Source organism: Bacillus sp. AFS040349 (assembly GCF_002577655.1).
In the GTDB taxonomy this organism is placed as follows: domain Bacteria; phylum Bacillota; class Bacilli; order Bacillales; family Bacillaceae; genus Metabacillus.
Genome location: NZ_NUMC01000055.1, coordinates 18537 through 40398, shown reverse-complemented (window position 1 = coordinate 40398; position 21862 = coordinate 18537). Strand labels below are relative to the sequence as shown.

The following is a 21862-nucleotide window of genomic DNA, read 5'->3' as shown; positions in this document are numbered from 1 at the left end:
CTAATAATTATTCAAATAAACTAAACGCCAATTGCCCGTCGATTGGAGCTTTTTTTGAGCGTTTTGTTTTCTTTTCCTCTGCTTTGACTTCAAAGATTGACGCATTGTATGGTGTTGGATTTGCAAGTTTTCTTTCAACACTTACTAAGTGAGAAAGGACTGCCCCATCGGATACAAGGTCGAATCCAAAGGCTTCAATTAAATCAACTTCCAATACACCTTGATTGGATTTGAAACCATTGATCTTACCACTTTCAATGTTCTCGACAATACTATTTGCCTTTTTAAGCAGTACATTGAGAGTAGAATCCGTTTCAATTTGTTGTCTAACCCATTGGTTAAATTGTTCTCTTAGTGAAGGTTGCTTCTTCTTACCGATTCCAGCAAGGATTTCTCTTGCACGATCAGAAGTTTCCGCTACCCATTCTTCAGTAGAACCTTTCAACTTCTCACCTTTTTTAATGGATTTGATCAACATGCTTTGAAGATCACCATCATCACCCAACATCGCCGCAAGCCCGTCACTGGATGTTTCTCCATTAATAGCACTAGCCGCTCTATTTTTCATTGCAATCAGCTGAGCCATTTGCTCTTGATAACAATCTTTGTAAGACAAGTAATATAATCTGCACTCTTGAGACTGCGAGATCCTCCATGCGCGTCGGCTTGCCTGGCTGATCGTGAAGAGACTCCAACTGAACTGATAAAAAATCAAAGTGGGTGTACACAATAGATCCAAACCTACACGAACCAGTTCTTGAGATACGATAATGACATCATTATCTTCTTTTTCAATCTTCTTACGAACCCATTCACTACGTTTATTTGTAGCGGTAGAAGAAGTATCAAGGATCTCCACTTTGGCACCAATATCCTCTAGGATTTTCTTTAATCTCGGTCTTACATCTCGTCCTTCAACAGAACTACCAGTATCACGAACATAGACAATTGATTTCCTACCTTCAGCCATTTCTCCGCTTATAAGTTCCTGCAGCTTCTTCTCTTTATTAAGAAGTTGCGTTTGCGGAAGATGTGTAGGTTTCCATATCAATTCACGTTCCCCTTCTTCGTTCTTCAATAAAACATCAGGATACGTAAAAGGATTATCCGGAAAAGCTATACCTGTATTGGTTAAAGGAAGATACAATTTATGTCCATCTTCTCTTACGTCAATTTCTCTTTTGAAAGTAAATTCCATGTCATCGTAGACCTGTTTTAACTCGGGGTCCATATCAACGAAAATCGTCGGAACATTCACAAGTTCAACTGGATCTGGCCATACATCTACTAATCGAACAAGTACAGTATTTTGAATAAGGAACTTACCAAACACAAAAGGCGATATACCTGGTAGAGTCTTTTCAGTTCTCTTTGTACCACCGCGACTTTGCTTATTAGTGAATTCACCTTTATCATCAAAATTGACTGTAGTTACTTCGATGTTCCCGTATTCCTCATTCCACTTTCTTACTTCGGAATATTTGTATCCATTTTTGACCATTTCATTTGGGAAAAGTCTCCATAACAAGTAATAAATATCCTCTGCCTTACCACCGAACAATGTACCAGTAGCACCTACAACTTTTTTGCTTGCAGCAGCTAAACTACCTAATGAATTTCCTTGAGCACTCATACCTGATTTCAATTCGTGAATTTCATCAACAAGTGCTAAATCAAAGAATTTATTCATTTTTCTTCGAATGTACTCGACGGTTGCAATACGTCTTGGGCGCCCTACTATCTTTGGAATCTCAGGTTGAGAGTCTTGTACATGCTTAACAAGTCTTTCGTTCCCTTGACTAAGTGCATGAGAAAGTTTCTTTTCATGCTTTGCCCATTCTTTGAATGAACCATAACGAGTAGGCACACGCTTCGTCCATAAGCTACCACCACATTCAGAACAAAAAGCATTAGCAGGATTTTTCGAATTATGAATTCTACGGGTATCTCCGAATTCACCTGGTCCCATCGTACGTTTTGATTGAGTCGTTACTTCTTCTCCATTCTCGTTCAATTGAACTTCAGTAGATTCAATGACTTGATGTGCTTGACCACAATCAGGGCAGTAATATCCGTAGCGAAAAGCAGGTTCATCATCAGCAATCTGCTTTTTCGTTTTAATTCTCTCGAAATCTACTACTGGTGCAATTGCACAATCTCCTCTCATTGTTGTAAAACTCACAACAAAGAATGTTGGTTTAGTAGGTTTTGGTCTACCAGCATATGTCCAATCAGCATGATACTGAATCAGCTGTTCAGTTTTATCAACCACGATAACATTTGCATCAGGAATTACCTCTTTAATCTCTTCAGGCCATTTCTTCGTCAAAGATGGTGGTACCATTAAACATGCATGATAACCTTTTTTTCCCTTCATTTGGTTATAAGCATCTGTCAAAGCTACTAACATAGTAGACTTACCCGTTGACATCTCACCCTGTAAGATCAGACTCTTTTGCTCTCTTAGTCTTTTTGCGATAGCAGTTGAAACATGAGCTTGTACAGGAAATAATTGACGCTTATAATTCTCGAAATCTTTAAAACTTTCATCTTCAATTGGATTATGTGTCGGAGTAACCTGTTCAGAAACCTTAGCAACCATGTCATTCACATAGCTTTGCATGTATGTCGTAAGGTCCTTCACATTTTCTAATGCTTTCCCAGTTCCCTCTTTTGGAAACTTAAGAAGATTAGTCTTAATTAATTCCGACAACAGTTGATCCGCTTGTTCTTCCTCTAAATTAAGCTTCATCAGCGAAAAACCATTTGGAAAAAGTCCTTTATCATAGTAGAATTCAATGTCTTCCAAATGTCCTCTATTACGGAGTTCTTGGTAAACAATGTCTTTCCACTCTGGTAAAATAGGTAGTCCGTATTTTCCGCCACCAAGAACTTGACGAATATCTTCTGCTGGATCTCCTTCAAAAGAAAGGACGTATTCATCGTTACCTAAGAGTTTGTCATGGACAATAGCAATTGCCTTTCGGTTTGAATTAATAGTGATCGGAAACTTTTCATATGCCCCTTTTTCGGAACAAAGTTGAAAGTCCTTATTAAACTCGTAACCTGTTAAACTCTTATCGCCATAACCGAAATGTAATCCATTTCCCCCTAAAGCAATAGCAGCTTTCATTGCTTGTAAGGTTGAATCATTTCCAGAAATGACCGTCATCAGTAACTTAGGTTGTTGCCATTCTTTTTCAGGTGGTTCAACAGCTAATGCATAACAAAATGCATCTTGCCAAGCTTGATCTAGGTAGACTTCCAACATTTTCGGACAATCTTCTGTTTCTTTTACTTTATTCCATTCGATTACACTCATATTTAATCCCTTATCTACTAAAACAGAACAAGGGCCCGAGGGCTCCCTATCTGTCTTGCTTAATAGATAGGGATACACCTCCCTTAAATATCTTTATTTTTACGGTTTATAGACTTATAACAAACTATCTATAAGTCTCCGTTTTTCCTCCATCAATTCCTCAACCCAAGCAACATCTTGTTCAAGTGCTGCTTTTTCTAAGCGTTGATTCATTTCTTTTAACTTGCTACGTTGAGAAAACAATTTAATTCGTTTTCTTCTTTTGATTACGTTAAGCACATCTAATCCTCCCAATAAGCGATATATCAATTAAGCAGTTTGAACTTGCCTTTGTTGTTGATGTTGCTCCTTTAAGTTTTCAAATTGTTTAATCACCTTTCCGGCAATATCACAAATTTGAGAACCATATTTCATGAGAGCTTCTTCATCACCCTTACTCCATCCTTTGACATAACCAAATGAATAACTAGATGTGTCTAATCCGAAATAAGAACAAATAACGTAAGCTGATCCTTCCGCTACAACCTCTCTTTCTTTGCTAGTGCTCTTAGTGTCATAGCGATGAACCTTTGAGTGAACTAGCTCATGGATTAAGGTCTTGCAACGATGATTGATAGTTAAAGTGTCTGAAACCGTAATACTGTGCATGGCAGGTACATAAAAACCATTTGCAGTACCAGTATCACCGTATGTAACAGGACAGTTATCTTCTCTTGCTACTTGCTCAGCAAAATCAATTAACTCCCTTGCTTCAGGACAATCTCCTTCAAGAGTAATTTTCACCTTATCAATTGGGAGCGGATCACCTTCCGTTTGGCTATAATCAAACACAGGAACAGTAACAAATCCAACTAATTTATAATCTTCTTTGCTACTACAATCCTCTTCTTCCGCTTTAATAAATCGCGGTGCGAAGATTCTAAGTGCCTGTTGACCTTTTTTAACATTTCTCCCTAATTCATTCCATCGCTTAAAGGAAGCTATAAAACTAGCATGTGGCAATTGAGCCTTTGCGACTAGTAAATTGCGAAACGAATAGTTAGGCATGAGAGCTTTCATTTCCAAGATGGCTTTAAATTCCTCTGGAGAATATGAAAAGTTCTCAACTCCCTCTTCTAATGTCTTAATTAGCTGTTCTACTCTTTCTTTTTGAGTTGGTTGATCAGCTTTTTTCTTCCACCCATTTTTCATAACAAACATCCATTCCTCTCTGATAATTAGTATCTATATAAAAAACGAGAACATATTAAGACATAAATCGTCCTATCCATTCTCGTTTATTAACCACAACTCTATTAAGCTTTTAAAAAACAACGCAAAAAAGCCTTTGAGTTAAATAGGCACAAAGGTAGTGCATACTATTCAACCCAAAGGCTGTATTCCATGTCTAACAAATCCCGCTAATCCAATATTGGATTGCAATAAAACAAAAATAAAAAGTAAATATAGGCATATTATACATATTATTACGGAATTCCACAAGAAGAGATTTTTTGAAAGGAACGAGTAAATAAGGGCTTTATTATATATTATTTTTTAAAAACCTTTGTATTTATTCCCCTTGTATTTATTATGGTTGAAAATTCTACAACCTCCCCTTGGAAAATTTACAACCTAGGGGTACCTTGTAAATTTTCCAACCTACCTTGTAGAATTTACAACCTATATTTCTGTGGATAAACTAGGTTGTAAATTTTCCAACCTAGTACCTTGTAAATTTTCCAACCTACCTTATAAGATTTCTAACCTACCTTGTAAAATTGTTAACCTACCTTATAAATTCTCCAAGGTAGGTTAAAATAATAAAAAAACTTAACCTATTGGTTAAGTTCATAACTATATATTTCAACTTCAGCTGCTCCATCATCGATATTTTCTATTTTGGATATACAGGATTCTATGAAAGAAGCATATTTCTTTTTCAACCAATCCTGGGCGAATTCATTTGGAGCAAATATGATATAGGCTTTTCCATCGATTTTTAAATAGAGATTATTAAACCAAGTTTCATAGGATGGTTTAGATAAATGTTGTTTAGCTTCATCCAAGATGAATTTCAATAAAATTTTCTCATGTTCATTCATTTCTTTTAAAAGTGACGATTGTTCACTACGAATTTTTTTCATTTCTTTTGGTTCTTTGCTCTTTAAGATTTCTCCATATTGTAACCAAGCACTATAAACCTTCTCGTAATCAACTTGTTCTTTTAATTTATCAGATGAACTATTATGTAAATGTTCACTTACAAATTCTTCATGTACTTTTCTTAATCTAGGCGGTAAACCTTGCTGCTCTCTTTTTAATGCTTTCTTCATATGAGGTGGAGCATCATTGGGTATTTCAATGTCGGGATCGCCATAGATCAGTTTGTGAGAAAGAAGCGGGATTTGCTTTCTAAGTTTAAATATAGGACCTTCTTCAACGTTATTGCGCGAAGTATTTAATACATTAAACTTATAAGCAAAACCATACCTTTCTAAAATATCTAAATAAAGAAGAACAGATTTACGACTTTTCCCCATTTTATCACCAATAAGGTCAAAGTTAGGGTAACACCAATCCTTACTCCCATATGCATATCGCTTAAGATGACCATATAACGAAGTAGCTTCAGATGTTAGGTAATAACCCCAAAAATCCCAAAAATAATTACTGAATATAGTTAATTCACCATCTATATAAGGAATGCTTTCCCCATAGGAATCTAGTGAAAACTTTTTTATTTCTTCTTCGTTAAATAGGATTTTATCTTGTTGAGGATAAAAGTAGGTTTTGGTAACCGAATCACTTGATATATCGATTAATTTTACTCGCTCAATGTAGGACTCAGTATCTTTTAAACGATAGTACTTTAGAATATCCTTGGACCCTTTCAGGTTTTTATTGTCTTCCATGGTTAATTGCTCCTATCTCCCACCAATAAAGAAATAGGATAGGAATACTTAGGGTATTCTACTTGTCTATAATAATCTGGTTATGATAAAATAAAGCCAGATTAATAACAATAAGAAACCCCGCCCTATTCGTTTCATTTAATCTTCTCACCGGCCAAAGTGTCTAGATTAGATGAAGTAGCAATGGTGGGTTTTTTTATGTTTTTTTTTAATAGAAATAACCGTAATTTGATAGTTTACATTTTAACAAACAATGCGACAAAATACTATTAACATATCAAATGGCCTTATGTTAATTCGACACAAAAACCCCCTAAATGGACAGACTTCACCTATTGGCAAGTTTGCGTCATTTAGGGGGTTTCCCTTTAATATTAATTTATCAATCTATTTTACCACAATTTTTATGAACGACAAATGTTCATAAAATATATTTTAAATAGACCAGCCTCTTTGATACAAATCTTGTAAAGCTTCTTTCTCTTTTGTAAAGAATAAAAAAGTTTTAACAGCTAGTATTTTTTCTCTTAGAAATTTTGGATAATGCTTTATTTTATTATGCTCACTCATTATGTTATTAATATATGAAATTGCATATATTAATTGGTCCTCATACCGAGGACCATGAAGAAGTAGTTTATTACTTTCTTTAGCCTTTTTAACATCAATAGTGTCAATTTGACAAACATGATGTTCACGATATTTAATATCTCCCTCAATTAAAACCAGGTTAAGTTCTTCCACAAGTCCCTTTATTATACCTTCTTTGCATATAAGACTGTTATAAATGCTACTTATGTCGGATAACCTTTCTTTTCTCTCAGATAATTTCTGTTCACTAAACGTTACGATTGATAATCTAGCAACCTTTAAAACAGGCGTCCCAGTTAACAATGACCAACAGGTTCTGTGATGACCTTCTCCTATTTTATACACATCATATTCAGGATAATAAGTTGCTGATTCTAGAGGTTTAGCAACATACGATAGTGAATTCCTGAATTCTTGTAACGATTCTCTTTCAAATATATTGTATATACGTTTCCATTTATCATCATCTATGTTATTAAATCGTTCGTCAAAAATATTATCCCACCAGGAACGACACGAACCTAATGTTCTATGAGTAGATACGATTTTAGAAGTTGGAATTTCAGTAACTTCATTAATCTCTTCTTGTGTTTCATATAGTTGAGAATTCATAATAACTACTCTACGATTTTTTAATTTATTCAACTCTTTTTGAGAGACACCTTTTTCAATTAGTAACGCTTCTATCCTTGTGCTATTCATATTGAATTGACCTCCATTATAATTATGTTTAATATAACTAACAAAGGGTGTAATGAAACACACCCTTCAAACCCTTATATAACTAATTCAAGTTGACCATTATTGTCTATTGAAATAGCATTTTCAACTCTCTGTTTCACTTCTTGAATTGATTGTTTCACCCTCTTGAATGCATTCTTTATAAAGCTCGCAGCAATGTTGTTACCAATGGCTTTTATGACTTGGCATGACACACTTTGTCCCATCATTTCGTATCTACGAGTGATAGGAGTGTGATCACAAAAAGAAAACCATGCAGGTATATCCAAGATTCGCTTAATTTCCGCTTCACTTAAATAACGCCAATGCTTTTTATCTTCACTCAACACATATGATGAAGAGGCACTTTGCCCTCTGTAGCGCTTAGGGATGCAATTTATCACTTGTGTATCCTTTGTCACGAAGGTTTTATCTAAGTTACGGTCTTTCCAAGAAGAATCTCTCGTTTCGAAGTTATTCATCCAAGTGTCTAATGATTTCCACTCATGAGTGACATGTTTACCATCAAGGAAATCTTTCAATTTTCTCCTTCTCACCTTTGGTGCTTTCGGAAACTGAAAATCAAAGAACATTTCTTGGTTCTTAAAACAGACCACGTATTTTCTTAGCCTTGTCGCAATAGAACCAAAATCCCAAGCTTCTATTTGCTTTTCGGCAAAGTATGGGTAGTCATCTTTTATCAACTCTTTTAGTAATAACCAATCCTTCTCTTCATACCACTTTGGCACATTCTCAAAAAACAAGACTTCAGCTTGGGAAGATTTAATGATCTTAGCAGCTGCAATAGCTAGAGAATTCATTATATTACCTTCACGTTTTCCAAGTGTCGAACTTTGATCACATGGCATGGTTACTAACGCTATATCTGCTTTCGCAACTGAATGAACATCCTTCATACAACCGTTAAATAATAGCGAATGAGGATAATTATGCTTAAGAACTTCTGCAGAATCAGTTTCAACTTCAATTTCCATCACTGGAATAAAGTAGCCTGTTTCTACAAGAGCACTAGTACCAATCCCACAACCTGCTCCTATTGATAAAGTACGAATTCGATCATTCTTTGGTGTTTCAATTGTATCAGTTTCCATTAAAGAAAAGTGTAATGGTCTAATAATGACCGCTGACATTTCTCCTTTTCTTTGAACGATAATTTCTACTTTATCAGTCATTGAAAGGATCGATGTGTAACGCTCACCACAACTGTCAACCAACGGACGTCTCTTCCCACTTGTTTTGTTAAGACGGCCGCTCACATGAATAACATGCTCCTGTTCCGAATGTGATTGATTCTGAATAACAATCTCTTCGTCTGTAATGGATACATACAGCGAATCACCCTCATTAAACTGAGCAGTCTCACATACTAGCGATTGCAACCATATACCGTCCTTACCAGCCTTTTGTCGTTTTGCATAAACTTTTCTCAATAATTCTTTCATCATGTAGTCCTCCCACTTTCGTTTAATAAAATAGAAAGAGCAAGGTAGTCATTCATTCCCTTGCTCCAAAAATATGTCTCTATAAAAGATGAACTTTTTCAATCTGTTTAAATAGTTCACCAAACTTATGATTAATTGCTTCTCTTTCTTCTCCGCATGGAAAAGCGGAAGCATCTCTTGTTCCACATACTAAATAATCATTTTTTCTGCCCATTGAAGTTAGTTTATCTTCAATATATGCTTCAAAAGCACGTGCAGCCAATTCCACCCCTTTTGACCAGTATTTATTCACTTTTCCACGATCCAAATGGATTGCTTGTTGAAAATACTGACTTTTATTAGATGGATACGGAATCTCTTCTACACGCTCGCCTGTTTGTTGCTCATGATACCAGGCAAGAGCTTGGGCATACTTCTTTAAATCCCTCTGCAATCTTTTTTCAAGCTTTTCCATGCCTTTTTCTCGCTCGATAAAAGAGAGCATTTTAACATGGTAGCTATAAGACTCATCAAGTTTGTTCTTGTATTTCGTCATAACGGATAATAAATCTCCATTTTCACGTTGATAAGAATCTTTTAATGAGTACGATAAACGCCAGCTTGCCTCTGGTTTATTGTCATTACTGAAATAAGCCAAAGAACTACCTTCCCGAATTTCTTCCATAAGCTCTTTCATAGCGTTAACGATGCCTGTTGAGATTGTTATTCCGTAGCCTTCAAGGTTTGAAAGATAACCAAATTGACCATTTTTATGTTGATGCGAATGATCAAATAAATAGTTATCAAGAGCATGAAACCATTCATGGGCAGTAATGCCTAATGTTCCACGTTCTTTTGTGAAGTTGATTACCTTGTAGCCCGGCTCGTATGTGCCAAGAGCATTTCCACCCCTACCTCTTGCTCCAAATGCTAGACCAAGAGTAGAGTTAAGAGAAATGGAGTACTCTGAGATCTCTAAAATCTCCGCTAAATCAAGAAGTGCTTCGGAACAGCGGAAAATATGTTCAAGACCCTTTTGGTCGTTAACATAAACTCCGAATTCAATTCCTCTAAAGCTAAAAGTACGAAGCATGTTCTCTGGATTTGTGACTTTGATCTCTCTCCCACCAACACGATCTGGACGGTCTGGTAACGAACGTTCCCATACTGGCTTATTTGTTTTTCTCCCGCTTTTACTTTTTTTAGGTGAAAGTAAGTCATCCCATGATTTAATTTTGCTTGCTGCTTTTATCGTGCTATTAATACTTTGTTGTTTAGTGAAAAAGTTTTTAAATGATTCACCCAGCACACTAAAATTCCACAGGTTCGCTTCATTAATATCTTTTAAGCGTATTTCTGCTTTTTGAAGATTTCTTTTTAATTCCTCACACTCTTTTGGATCCAAAGTGTCGGCATTAGAAATCTCTTCTTTCAATGTCGCAATTCTTTTCTCAGTGTATTCTCCACTAGAACCCTCGTATCTCAATTGGTTATTCATAACCTTTATGAAGGATTCAAATTCATCCCATGTATAAAGATTATTCATTCGCTTCATCAGTTCTTGAGATGCTTTGAAGAAGTCCTTTCGTGAGTCCGCTTCATCAGCAGGCTGACTAACAACTCGTTGGATAACTAATTGTTTAAGTCGTGCCACCATACAATCCACGCCAAGGTCACGTTCTTTTTCTAAGGAAAAATCAGCAAACAACTCCTGTTTTGAAATCAATTCCGCAGCAAGAACAGCAGACGCACTTTCGATTTGTGTAAGTACATCAATGCTCTTATCTTCTAAGAATTGTTTCTTTAGAGCTGCTTGGTCTTTACGACTATTCCCAATTTTTTCTCCCACATCATAAGATACTTTTCTATTAAGTTGTTGCTCTGCACGAATATCTAATGATTCTTGTTCCTCCTGTGAAGGAAATAAGCTTATTTGTTCCATATTAACCTCTCCCATTTCGTTAAAATAAAAAGAGGACAAGCTATGCTTATCCTCTACGCTCAAAAATTCTCGTATAAATTAAAGTTCTATTTAAAAAGAAAATGCTAACTGTCCATTGTTATAAAACAAATCTTCATCTTCTTTATCTTTAATGATCTTCTCAATGTCTTCTCTTCTTATAGAAGCGTAATAACCTTTTTCATCATTAATCGTAATGTTTCCATGCACATGATACTTACCGCATGAATAGAACTCATTACCATTATTGGTATTACAAACAATCCAAAGTTTTTTACAACCTTTTATAGAAACTTTGTCGTTAATCTTGAGGTTATAAAAAGGTAATTTGAATTGTTCCCGTTCTTCCTTAGACTTGAACTCATAAAATGCATTATCTAATGAATTCTGTGATAGAAGTTTAACCGCTGCATAACTCATTAATGAATCACTCCATAAAAATAATATGCCATTTATTAATATCACATAACGTATCAATTGAAGACTTACATACAACTTGTCTAGTGCTCACCAGCCTATTCACCCCAAAGAGAACGATTAGCTAATTCTGTACCAGAAAAATTGTAATCACGACCACAATCACATGTATTCGTAAAGCCTCCACATTCTACAAGTCTATTACAAGCGCATTTTACATACGGCGCTCTTACCATAAGCCAACAATCATCTTTCGTTAGTAGCTCATCGTATTTTTCATACGCTTGATCATATTCCTCATTTGAACGAACACGTAACTTCACCTGTTCATCAGTCAATTGGTTGCATAGAAAAACATCAATATATATAAAATTTCCTACCATTTTAGTAACCTCTCTTCTATTCGTTTTAAAATAAGGTGAATTGGCCATTGTCACTTACCGATAAAGGTAGAGCATTTGAGCCCTTGTCTTTCGGAACAATGTCATAACCTAATTCCTCTGCTAACATTCTCAAGCGATTGACCTTTTGATTGACAGTACGATTTTCAAACTCATAACGAATTTGTTTTTCACATTCCTTTGCGTACTTACACATTTCACGTATAATCTCTCCACATTCATCACGATAAGATAAATAATATGGTGGAGTCGTAAATTGGTCGAGAAACCGCAAGAAAGAATGACCGCTGTATTCGTGCTTAAATCCAACAATATTATAATGAGCGATGAATCCACAGTTCAGATGGAAAAATTCATATAACTTGTTTTTCATGCTATCTAAGCTGCGGTCATCAATCACTCTCTTAAATTGTCTGATCATATCCTCTTTTTTATAATCCATATTATTAACTACCTCCCTGGAATACGATAAAAAGGCACGCAATCATACGTACCTTCGTTTACTACATCATTTTTCCTACCAAACCAGATGGTGTGCAGAATTTAATCGATGCATCACGTTTTGTTCTCGTTTTGGTAATAACCGTCTTGCTTCCGTTGTCGTGAGGTCTCACTTCTTCTTCAGTAACTTTCGATACGACTTCTAAACCTTGAACAAGATGGTAATGATCTCCTTCTCCAATCTCTCCATTGACAGCCCCACTAGCAAGAAGCAAAGAGGTTTGTCCTTGATTGATTGGTAAACATGGATTACCTCCAATAACCAATTGTTTCGGCTTAGAACGCTCTTTAAAAGCTGAGAACCCTTTTGATTGAAGAATACCTTCATAGAAATTAGATTTACTTTCTAATTTGGAATAAAAGGTTTTCAGTTCTAAAGCTCCTACTGGAACGGTCCATTTATGCTTACCTACCATTTGATTGATAGGTGTCACTTTGGTTTTAACAAACTCTTCGTTATCCATTTCCAGCAAGAAATCATAGAGCTTTTTATTAAACTCTTTAAATTTCCCGCCTTTCTTATTTCCAATAAAGATTGTCTGTTTAAAATCATCATAATCTTCATCAGAAAACTTTATAACTCCAATATTATTAAAGTGAGTCGCAAGGAATCTAGCTATTTTCTTATCGGCATATCGGTAACTAGGAATGATATAGATCATTAACCCACGTTCTTTTAAATAACGAACATTTCTAGTTAATTCTATATACTCCTTCCGATCTGCAGATTCATCCTCCATACCCTTCATTGTGAAGTCGTACGGTGGATTTAAGAATAAGAAAGAAAACACATCATTCTGTATCACCATGCTCTCAATAGGTGCATTAATACAATGATCCAGTACTCCTTGTGCTTTCTCCGCTCTTGCTTTATCCAACTCAACACCGTAAGTAGAGATCGTACAATCATCGCTTCTTAAAGCAGTTGCTAATTGATGTAAGATTGAGCCTTCCCCACAAGTAGGGTCAAAAAAGGCACTATCTCCTTTTACATCAAGCAGCTGTGCAAGATATTCTCCTTGACGTTCTGGTGTTGCAAAGAAACCACTTCGAATCTTATTTCCAATATGTGACATATTTATATCCTCCCAAAATCGTTTTAAAGTAACAAAAAAGAGTGCTCATTCCATTGGGAATAAAACACTCTCTTGTAAATATCTAATATAGGTCTCTAGTTATTTATCATTTTAGGTTATTAAAATGGCAAATTGTCATCCGGGATGTCTACTGGAGTGCCCATGTTTGCGAATGGATCACTTTCGTAACCACCTGAATTGTTGTTATTACCAGAGCCCTGATATCCTCCGTAATTGTTATTACCCTGATTGTTATTGTTACTATTGTTGCCTTGACCGCTATTTCTATTACCTTTCGGCTCAAGAAATTGTACGCTTTCGGCTACAACTTCAGTAACAAAAACTGTCTTCCCTGACTGATCTTGATATGTTCTAGATTGCAACCTACCATCTACCCCACATAAATTTCCTTTTTTTAGATGGTCGGCAGCTGATTCAGCCTGTTTGCGCCAAACAACACAATTTAGGAAATCTGCTTCATACTCTCCCTGTTGATTTGGGAATGTACGGTTAACAGCCAAAGTAAAAGTAGCAACAGCTACTCCACTAGGAGTAAATTTTAGCTCGGGATTTTTTGTAAGCCTACCAACTAGAACAATACGATTAATTGACATTATTTTACATCTCCTATTTCACTTATTATTAATATATTTTTTACCTCGTTAATAAAAGAATATTAAATATATGCTTTTACATTTCTGTAAGAACCATATTCACCAATTATGATGTGGTCTAAAACCTCAATTCCTGTTATTTTCCCTACTTCAATAAGTCTCCTAGTAATCTCAATATCTTCATTAGATGGAGAAGGATCACCACTAGGGTGCTGATGGCAAACAACCATGCTTGCAGCAGAAACTTTTAAAGCTTCGTGAAATATCTCCCTAGGATGTACTATAGAAGCATTTAAAGTACCTTTAAAGATTGTTTTTCTTGAGATTACTTGATTTTTTGTGTTCAAGTAACATGCTTCAAATTGTTCTTGTTTTAATCCCGCTAAGTCAGAAAAGAAATTCGCAGCATCTTTCGGTGATCGAATTGTATATCTTTCTTCTTTTGCGGTTTTTTTGAACAAATTAGCTAACCCAAATGCAGAAACAATCCTTGATGCTCCAAGTTCTCCAATACCTTGAAATTCCTTTAATTCCTCAACACTTAATGAAGCTAGTTTTGAAATCCCTAAACCAGCTAATTGACCGGTAACAGAAGGATCTGCATTTGGTCCAATTAAGATGGCTAAGAAATTTTGTAAACTTGTACAATCTGCTCCGTAAAATGCCATTTCCTCTTTAGCAATTGAATAATGTTTCTTCATAATACAAACATCCTTTCCTCTCTGAACTCCCAAAATAAATAAAAGACAAAGCGATAAAATCACTTTGCCTTTCACACCCATTAATTCTTTTTAATTAATCGTTTAGATAAAATAACTCTTTGATAAAATGAACCACTTTATGTTTCTTAGATAATTCAACTGGTTTTTCACTTCCCATACGGTACATGTTTTCCCCTTTGAATCTCCAAACAACTTGTTCACCAGTAGCAGTTTCAACCGATTTAACGAAAGCCAAAACTTCCCCTAAAGCAATATGTTGATTATTAGAACGACAACGAAAATAACGACGAGTACCATCTTTTAAAATGATCTCCGCTGAAATTCGAGAACGTTCATAAAAAGCTACCTTATTCTGTACTGACTTTCTACAATCCTCAATTACATCACTCTTGTTAAATAACTCCGCTAATGTTGTTGCACCCATTTAAAAACATCACCTTTCTGAAGATAAATTATTTTTTATATAAAACGCAAAAAGGCGTTCTCCAGAAAGATTCATAGACACACGTGTTGTGTGAAAAAGAATCGCTCCAAAGAACGCCATAACGTTTCATAACAATACCCGCTAACCTAAAAGGTCGCAATTAAACAAAAACAAAAATACAATACTCCTTTATATTACTATGTTTTGGTAACCTGTACAACAGATTTTTCAGTTTTTAAATAATAGAGAAATAAACGGTAGATTCCAATCACTTCTTCTATTCTATAAGTTCTTTCACATCATCTGATAATAATGCATCAATGAGAACACGATTGCTTTTATAATCCTGGGATAAAGTAGTTGTGTTCTCAGTAAATGTTATGTAATTACCTGACGGGCTGTTTACCTGTTCCATTAGGGCTATAGTGGTTTCGTATAAATTTTTAGTTTCATCATATATCTCTTGATATTCTTCAGGATATTGTTTCGCAGCTTCTGATACCAACTTTAAATTATCTGGTAAACCTTCAAATAATTCATTGGCCTTATCTCTTGTTTCTCTTGAAACTGCCATCGCAGCATCTACACTATCCGCTCCAAGCAAATCCCAGTATTCAAGGTATTTAGTTAAAATCTCTTCTGAATAAGAAAATGTTAGATCTGTATCCTTGTAAAAACTAGCTAATGCCTCGTTATACTTTGCCTTATCCAATTCTGCTTGTTTTTTAGCTTCAGCTTGAGCATTTGCATTTTTAGTTGATGAACAACCAACAGTCAGAATAACGAGTAAACAAAATAATAATATCGTAGGTACTTTTTTCACATAAAACACTCCTTTTCAGGACTATTTTATCACTACATATTTGGAATTGCTTGTAATTTTTAACTATATTAGGAGGTTATAACAGTTAGTAGGTAACTAACTCAGGACTATCTTGAAAAATTACTCTTTCTCGCTTTGAGTTAATAGTAATCCATAACCGTACACTATTCCGCCTTCTTATCTTCTATATCATCATCTAATAACTCTAAATGGCCATACTTATTCTGGTAAGTATAAGATTGAATTTTGTTTGCAATTGTATAGAGGAATACTTCAAATTCATCCATGCTACCGATAACAATAGGTTCTTCCTCATAATCCGTAATAACATACTCACCAGCTATGCGATTGACTACCGCTATTTTCCCATCATCTAATTTAAGTGATACAGTTTGAGACTCAAAAAACACTAATATAATGATTTTATTAACCTTTTCACTTGGTTTAATGACATATGAGTTAAACAAGGAGGAAAGGCATTCTATATCAGAAATACTATAATATTCTTGACCTGTTATGGTTGAGCTTTTCATTTCTTCCCCTTGATATATTTCCTTCTTATTTTCGATTATTACTCTTCTGAATTCATTAATGCCAATACGATAGAGGGATATTAGGTTAACGTTATCTTCCATTTCATGCGAATCCGCCAGTTGATAATCATTAAACCAAGTAACACCGCTATTTCCTGATGAAACTTCACTATCAAATTCATTTTCAATAGAATAATGTAACTCTTCATGAAAATACTCTAGGATCTCATTAAAGTCCTTCTTCAAAAACTTAACATCTCTACTATTACTGTATGTATAAAATTCCTGGTTATAAGGGTCGAAATACAAATTAATTTCAATAGATTCTTCAACGTCATTAGACTTTAAAATAATCTGAGGGTGTTCGTCTGCTGTAATGAGATTAAGTTCTAATATCCCTTCTTCGAACATTCCTTCAAAAACATCACATGTTTCAATTAAACCGTCAGCTAAACTTTCGTGAACTCTATAAACCCAATTAAGATTATGTGTAAACAACCGAATCACTCCTTTACTTGATAACTAGCTAATAGAAGTATGGTCAATCAAAAAGTTTAATAGACATAGAAACACAGCTTTTTTATGGCTCAAGACTTATAACATTAAAGCAAGTATCTATAAAGGATTCTTTAATTAGTTAGGCTTTAAAACTTATTCATATAGGTTAATGAAAAAATGTTCTATTTAAGGAATGGATTATCGTTATTTTTGTTGCGTTTTAGGAACAGAAGATATATTATAAATATATAAATTAAATGATAGAAAGCAGGAATTAATTTATGGGGAAATTTGGAGAAAAATTAAGAGAACTAAGATTTACAGAAAAAGTTAGTATAGATGATCTTGTCGAAAACATTAATCAACAATATGGCACGACGATAAGTAAAAGTATGGTTTCTAGATATGAGAATGATTTAGGTGAACCTAAAATAGATACAGCAATTACTATTGCGAAATATTTCGGGAAAAACTTAGACTACTTTTTAGAGGAAAGAAGTGGCAATGAAGAAGCGACTGATATCAATGGACCAGCCATTCGAGCAATTGTTACTCATATTAAAAACAAAAACGTTGTGATATCAGATGAAAAAAAGAAAGATATACTAAAGTACCTTGATTTTATCCTAATGGATAGTAAGTAAGGAATCCTTTTATATAGACACATAAAATAGATACACTATTGTAAAAAAAAGTATACAGAGTAGGGAAAAAGAGAGGAAATTATATGAAGCACTACGTTAACACATGGATAAACACAAATAAAAATAGTCTTAGAAAATTCGAGGTTGTTTGTGACGTACAAATACTAAGTGAATCATTTCGGGACTTTGTACTAAATAACTTAGAGGAAAATAAGCAAACTGTCGTTACTGTTGCTAAGAGAACTTTTTCAAGAAAAATAGTTATATCCATAGATCCAGGTGAATATGAGTCAAATAAATTAATGGGCTTCTTTGTGTTTAAAGTCGGACAAAATAATCCTATATGTGTTTCTCGAAAAAAAGATGCTGAAAAAATACTAGCTGAATTACAAAGGTTCATGAGTAATTTTTTAGATCATCAGATAGAAGAATTTAAAGGGTAAGATTACTGAATTATTTAAAAAGGAGTGTTAGGGAATGTGCGAAAAACCGAAGATATGCGTTTTGTGTGAAGGAGATGCCGATACTTCTTTATATATAAATGGAGATATTACCAGTAGATGGGATATTTGCAAAAAGTGCAAATTTGAGTATGAGACTGGTATTTTTCATGAGAAGGAGGAAGAATGGAAGAAAAATTTTAAGCTTCCTGATTGGCTTACCGAAAAAAATTAAAAAAAGGAATCAGATAAAATATTTATCTGATTCCTTTTTGGTTATTATTTAAAGATTACTATAGAAATCTTCCATAGTCGAGTCATCTAAGACATAACTATTGAAGACAACTTGATAAGTAACTACCTCATCCTCTAATTTCTTAAGAAGATCATTCACGACAAACTGTATAAGCTTATCTTTCTCCGCTAATCTCTTCATCTTTTCTAGATCAAATTCTACATTATGTTGATTCATTCCATGTTCCTCCTAGCGCATTTATATAGCTAAACTAAATTGTCCGTTATCATGTTCGACAAGTGGTATTTCCACTTTAGGAACAGCCGATTTAGCTTTCTTTTTATCCTCTTCTATCTTACTAAGCAGACCTTCACCAATTGCACTTAACATGAGATGCTTTAAAGCCGCTTCTCGTGTCTTTTCGTTGAAAGACCCATACACCCAACCTAACCATTCATAAACAGCTTCGTGGGCTTGTTGTGAGTCCTCAATACCTTCACGACAGACTACTATGGATACCTGGTTCCATACCATTGTCTTTTCTTTTACTTCAAAGGTTTTCGGAAAAAAGAAATAACTTTTTCCTGTTGCTTGCTGACGTTCCTTAAAAAACTCAAATAACTCCCCTTCTTCCATCTTTAAATCTATGTCTACATAGAATACAGAGTTAGGGTTTTTTGTGAGTTTTTTATTGATTCGTTTATTAGGCAAGAAAATAACCTCTCCGTCATAAGAAAATTCAGTGGGCTTCAACTCTTGTCGATTAACGGATATTCCGTCAGTATCTTTCCAACACTCAAGAATAGCATCAATCTCATAGTCTTTAATAAGCTCATAGCCTGTTTTTTCTTGTATGAATAATAGGTATTCTAAAAGAATCCTTCTACCCTCAACTGTCAAAGCACCTGGAGCATATTCATCATATGTAGCTCGTTTAAATGAGTGATATTGGTCCAAATAAGGATTTTCACTTAATTCAAACAAGCCCATTTGATTACTCTGACTGCGGTCCTGTTCAAGTTCTTTCAGTTTTTTATTAAACTGTTGTCTCGGAAGTACCTCTCGGTAGCGGATATCATTTCTCATTCGTAACATGAGTGATTTCCAGTCTAATAGATATTTATAATCCGTTTTTCCTTCTTCAATATGTCGAAGAAGCATAGGATCTTGACCACTTACCATACCGCAAGTCCAACATCCTGCGCGATTTCCAGCTGCACCACAAGAATTACCTTGGTCACTACTCGTTTTCATTCCGCACTCCATAATTGATTCTCCGTACTGAAGTGTTAAATCTGTTAATTTCACTCCAAAAGGAAAAGTTTCATAGTCCATTAGTTTAAACCATAATTCATCAGAAGAAACGAATTTCAGAGGCCCGTAGCACAAGATTTCATCAAAATCACTATGACGACTAAATAGAGATTCTTCGCTTAATTGATAAGATTGAATGCTCATTTTACGTCGGGTTGACTCATCTAAGCGTGTGCCAAGCATGAGAATCAATTGATGCTTGTTATGGTTTCCAATTTGAACTGGAGACTGTGCTAGTAGTTCTTTTAGCTTGTCTTGAGTGGGCAGTATCTTGAGCATACTTGTACACCATCTGTGACGCGTATTAGGAGTTGAAATAAGAGTACCCTTCCCGAGTATCTTCCACCAAAATGATTGTTTAAGACTAGGTTTCATCAGGGTCGTTTCAATTGGTATCTGCTGCTCAATTGCAGACTTCTGAATACAATCAAGAGCTGAGCTCACGTATTTTTCCATGTCGGGTGTCTCAACACCAGTATCTGAAGTAATAAGGTGAACCTTTTTCTTCCTTTCATTCACGTCTAAAGAAGATAGCATTTCCCATAATAATAGCAAGAGCAAAGTACTATCCTTACCCGCTGAAAATGCTAAAGAAATGGGTACATCGTCACGCAAATAAACCTCTTTCATGTGTTCTTTAATCTCTTGGAATATATCTGTCATATGTTTTGTTCACTGCTAAAACATATTAAAAGGGGGATGTCCCCCTGCTAATATGCTTAGCAAGGGAACATTCCCTCCTTACGTTATATTGGATTTATACTCTTTAATTATCTTTTAAGTGATTATTAATTTAGTATGCCGTAGCCTTTAAATAAAGTTGTAAAAGCTTCATAGATACTGTCTGAATCACTTGATTCAATCTCTTCTTTTGCCTGGAATGTTGGAGATACCTCATCCCCTACTTCTCTTGGATCGACTTCCATTGTCATTACTGCATATTTACCATCTTTTGTGACGTTGAAATGATAGTCACTACCCCAACCAGTCTCACAGGTGATTGAGAAAGATAATGTTGTGCTTGATAAATGAACGGACATCAAATCCACAATAGCATTTTCATGATTGTATAGATCAGTTAAGAACTGAACCGTTTCATGGAATTGTTTATATACGTCTTTTTTAGGCGTAATTTTAAATACTTCCTGAGATTTTTTTATAGCATCTGAAATAAAAACAGATAATTCATCAAAGGAAATGCTCTCTTGTGATACTAGTTTAAATTGGTCTGTATTTGAAGAAATATCAATTTCACGATATCCTTGAAAAACTGCAGACCATCGATGCCCCATTGTTACATTCCCTTTATTCCGATAAGTTCTAACAAAAGCAGAAGCCTCTACTTTGTCAGTATTACCCTTTAAAAAGATATGTAAGGCATATGTGATTGAGCTTCTTTTCTTTTTACTAGTGCGTCTAACAGTTCTGTAAAAAGTCAAAACTTCTACTGCATCACCTGTATGTGTATCTCCAAATTCTTCTCTAATGTCAACGTCCCTAACAGCCACTTTATTAAATACACCTAAATCTAAAAGTTTTGCTGCTTTCGGGATTAAGTTTGCTACCATTTTTTCTGACATTTTAGTTTCCTCCTAACGTTAAGAGAGTAATAATAATAAGTTACTCCCTTAACTTTCCATTTTTAGTTATTCCTCTATCTTCTTATGTCTAAGATAATCATTTCTCAAAGTCGTAAAATCTTTCTTGTATTTACACCAAAATGGAAATATCATAAATTTCCTTTTGACCCTTTAGCAAAGATTCAATATTTTTCTCTGCTAGGAAAGAACCGAGCAATGCTTTCTTTACTGTTAACATCAGCATAAGATCATTCCCAGATGGCATTCCACTTGAGAATACAAACTGTTCGAGAATGTCTTTAAAAATCATTGTTCTGCCTTCATAAAGAAAGATTTCTTCCTTCGTAATATCCCTGCCATTTAAAAGGTTTTCAATATATAGATTATCAAGCTCATACATATTTTCTAAGTTGAACGTTTCTTCTAATATAAAACCAAAACTCTCTGTATCAAGGTCATAGAAATACATGCCATGTTCATTGATAATTAAACTTGATCTTAAATTGTCAAATAGATTTAGTCTTTCATCAATATCGAAGTCCACCAAATTTTTGTATACACATTGATTGATTGACAATTGAGACACGAACGATTTTCCATTTTCTATTATCTTTCTTTGCTCATTGATTCTTTTATCTGTATCTTCCTCTTTTATAACTTCTTTTGGTACTAATGAAAAAAACATTTCTTTATTCATTTAGAACACTCCTC

Annotated in this window: 22 protein-coding genes; 2 read left to right on the top strand and 20 right to left on the bottom strand. The window is 34.7% G+C overall.

Features of this window, described 5'->3' with window-relative positions:
* Nucleotides 1–7: 7 nt before the first annotated feature.
* The 16 genes from COD11_RS13090 to COD11_RS13020 form a co-directional block, all read right to left on the bottom strand.
* Nucleotides 8–3322 carry a helicase-related protein gene (locus COD11_RS13090; RefSeq protein ID WP_098797352.1) on the bottom strand — a complete coding sequence of 1105 codons (3315 nt, stop codon included), beginning with the start codon at nucleotides 3320–3322 and terminating at the stop codon, nucleotides 8–10.
* Nucleotides 3323–3436: 114 nt separating this feature from the next.
* Entirely contained in the window at nucleotides 3437–3601 is a 165-nt protein-coding gene (locus COD11_RS26860; protein WP_176551077.1) for a hypothetical protein, read from the bottom strand.
* Between the two features lie 30 nt (nucleotides 3602–3631).
* The gene (locus COD11_RS13085; RefSeq protein WP_176551076.1) at nucleotides 3632–4513 is read right to left on the bottom strand and encodes an ArdC-like ssDNA-binding domain-containing protein; all 882 of its coding nucleotides are present in this window, start codon (nucleotides 4511–4513) and stop codon (nucleotides 3632–3634) included.
* 626 nt (nucleotides 4514–5139) lie between these two features.
* Complete coding sequence (locus tag COD11_RS13080; RefSeq protein WP_098797350.1) at nucleotides 5140–6216, bottom strand: DnaA N-terminal domain-containing protein; 1077 nt, start codon at nucleotides 6214–6216, stop codon at nucleotides 5140–5142.
* A 435-nt stretch (nucleotides 6217–6651) separates the two neighbouring features.
* Nucleotides 6652–7509, bottom strand: a complete 858-nt coding sequence (locus COD11_RS13075; RefSeq protein WP_098797349.1) for a hypothetical protein — start codon at nucleotides 7507–7509, stop codon at nucleotides 6652–6654.
* Nucleotides 7510–7583: 74 nt separating this feature from the next.
* Nucleotides 7584–8990 (bottom strand): DNA cytosine methyltransferase, encoded by a 1407-nt coding sequence (locus tag COD11_RS13070; RefSeq protein ID WP_176551075.1) that lies wholly within the window; start codon nucleotides 8988–8990, stop codon nucleotides 7584–7586.
* A gap of 79 nt (nucleotides 8991–9069) precedes the next feature.
* Entirely contained in the window at nucleotides 9070–10911 is a 1842-nt protein-coding gene (locus COD11_RS13065) for an LPD1 domain-containing protein (protein WP_098797347.1), read from the bottom strand.
* Between the two features lie 90 nt (nucleotides 10912–11001).
* Nucleotides 11002–11349, bottom strand: coding sequence for a hypothetical protein (locus COD11_RS13060; RefSeq protein WP_098797346.1), 348 nt, complete (start codon nucleotides 11347–11349; stop codon nucleotides 11002–11004).
* A gap of 95 nt (nucleotides 11350–11444) precedes the next feature.
* Complete coding sequence (locus COD11_RS13055) at nucleotides 11445–11729, bottom strand: hypothetical protein (protein ID WP_098797345.1); 285 nt, start codon at nucleotides 11727–11729, stop codon at nucleotides 11445–11447.
* A gap of 25 nt (nucleotides 11730–11754) precedes the next feature.
* Entirely contained in the window at nucleotides 11755–12189 is a 435-nt protein-coding gene (locus COD11_RS13050) for a hypothetical protein (protein WP_098797344.1), read from the bottom strand.
* Nucleotides 12190–12250: 61 nt separating this feature from the next.
* A complete protein-coding gene (locus COD11_RS13045; protein WP_141549686.1) occupies nucleotides 12251–13324 on the bottom strand; it encodes a DUF6094 domain-containing protein in 1074 nt (357 codons plus the stop codon).
* Nucleotides 13325–13443: 119 nt separating this feature from the next.
* Nucleotides 13444–13938: a single-stranded DNA-binding protein gene (gene ssb / locus COD11_RS13040; RefSeq protein ID WP_098797343.1), complete on the bottom strand. Its 495-nt coding sequence runs from the start codon at nucleotides 13936–13938 to the stop codon at nucleotides 13444–13446.
* 62 nt (nucleotides 13939–14000) lie between these two features.
* The gene (locus COD11_RS13035) at nucleotides 14001–14639 is read right to left on the bottom strand and encodes a JAB domain-containing protein (RefSeq protein ID WP_098797342.1); all 639 of its coding nucleotides are present in this window, start codon (nucleotides 14637–14639) and stop codon (nucleotides 14001–14003) included.
* A 94-nt stretch (nucleotides 14640–14733) separates the two neighbouring features.
* On the bottom strand, nucleotides 14734–15084 hold the full coding sequence (locus tag COD11_RS13030; protein ID WP_098797341.1) for a DUF6018 family natural product bioysynthesis protein: 351 nt from the start codon (nucleotides 15082–15084) through the stop codon (nucleotides 14734–14736).
* A 277-nt stretch (nucleotides 15085–15361) separates the two neighbouring features.
* Entirely contained in the window at nucleotides 15362–15907 is a 546-nt protein-coding gene (locus COD11_RS13025; RefSeq protein ID WP_098797340.1) for a hypothetical protein, read from the bottom strand.
* Nucleotides 15908–16071: 164 nt separating this feature from the next.
* A complete protein-coding gene (locus COD11_RS13020) occupies nucleotides 16072–16938 on the bottom strand; it encodes a hypothetical protein (protein ID WP_098797339.1) in 867 nt (288 codons plus the stop codon).
* 281 nt (nucleotides 16939–17219) lie between these two features.
* Between COD11_RS13020 and COD11_RS13015 the strand changes: the two genes are divergently transcribed.
* Together COD11_RS13015 and COD11_RS13010 are read left to right on the top strand one after the other, a co-directional pair.
* The gene (locus COD11_RS13015; protein ID WP_098797338.1) at nucleotides 17220–17582 is read left to right on the top strand and encodes a helix-turn-helix domain-containing protein; all 363 of its coding nucleotides are present in this window, start codon (nucleotides 17220–17222) and stop codon (nucleotides 17580–17582) included.
* Nucleotides 17583–17665: 83 nt separating this feature from the next.
* The gene (locus tag COD11_RS13010; protein ID WP_098797337.1) at nucleotides 17666–18025 is read left to right on the top strand and encodes a hypothetical protein; all 360 of its coding nucleotides are present in this window, start codon (nucleotides 17666–17668) and stop codon (nucleotides 18023–18025) included.
* A gap of 280 nt (nucleotides 18026–18305) precedes the next feature.
* Here COD11_RS13010 and COD11_RS13000 read toward each other — a convergent pair whose 3' ends face one another.
* The 4 genes from COD11_RS13000 to COD11_RS12985 all read right to left on the bottom strand — a co-directional run bounded on the left by COD11_RS13000 (nucleotide 18306) and on the right by COD11_RS12985 (nucleotide 21848).
* The gene (locus tag COD11_RS13000; protein WP_098797335.1) at nucleotides 18306–18494 is read right to left on the bottom strand and encodes a hypothetical protein; all 189 of its coding nucleotides are present in this window, start codon (nucleotides 18492–18494) and stop codon (nucleotides 18306–18308) included.
* Between the two features lie 21 nt (nucleotides 18495–18515).
* On the bottom strand, nucleotides 18516–20234 hold the full coding sequence (locus COD11_RS12995) for an adenine nucleotide alpha hydrolase family protein (RefSeq protein ID WP_141549685.1): 1719 nt from the start codon (nucleotides 20232–20234) through the stop codon (nucleotides 18516–18518).
* A gap of 125 nt (nucleotides 20235–20359) precedes the next feature.
* Entirely contained in the window at nucleotides 20360–21151 is a 792-nt protein-coding gene (locus COD11_RS12990; protein ID WP_098797333.1) for a hypothetical protein, read from the bottom strand.
* Between the two features lie 130 nt (nucleotides 21152–21281).
* Nucleotides 21282–21848: a hypothetical protein gene (locus COD11_RS12985; RefSeq protein WP_098797332.1), complete on the bottom strand. Its 567-nt coding sequence runs from the start codon at nucleotides 21846–21848 to the stop codon at nucleotides 21282–21284.
* Between the last annotated feature and the right edge of the window lie 14 nt (nucleotides 21849–21862).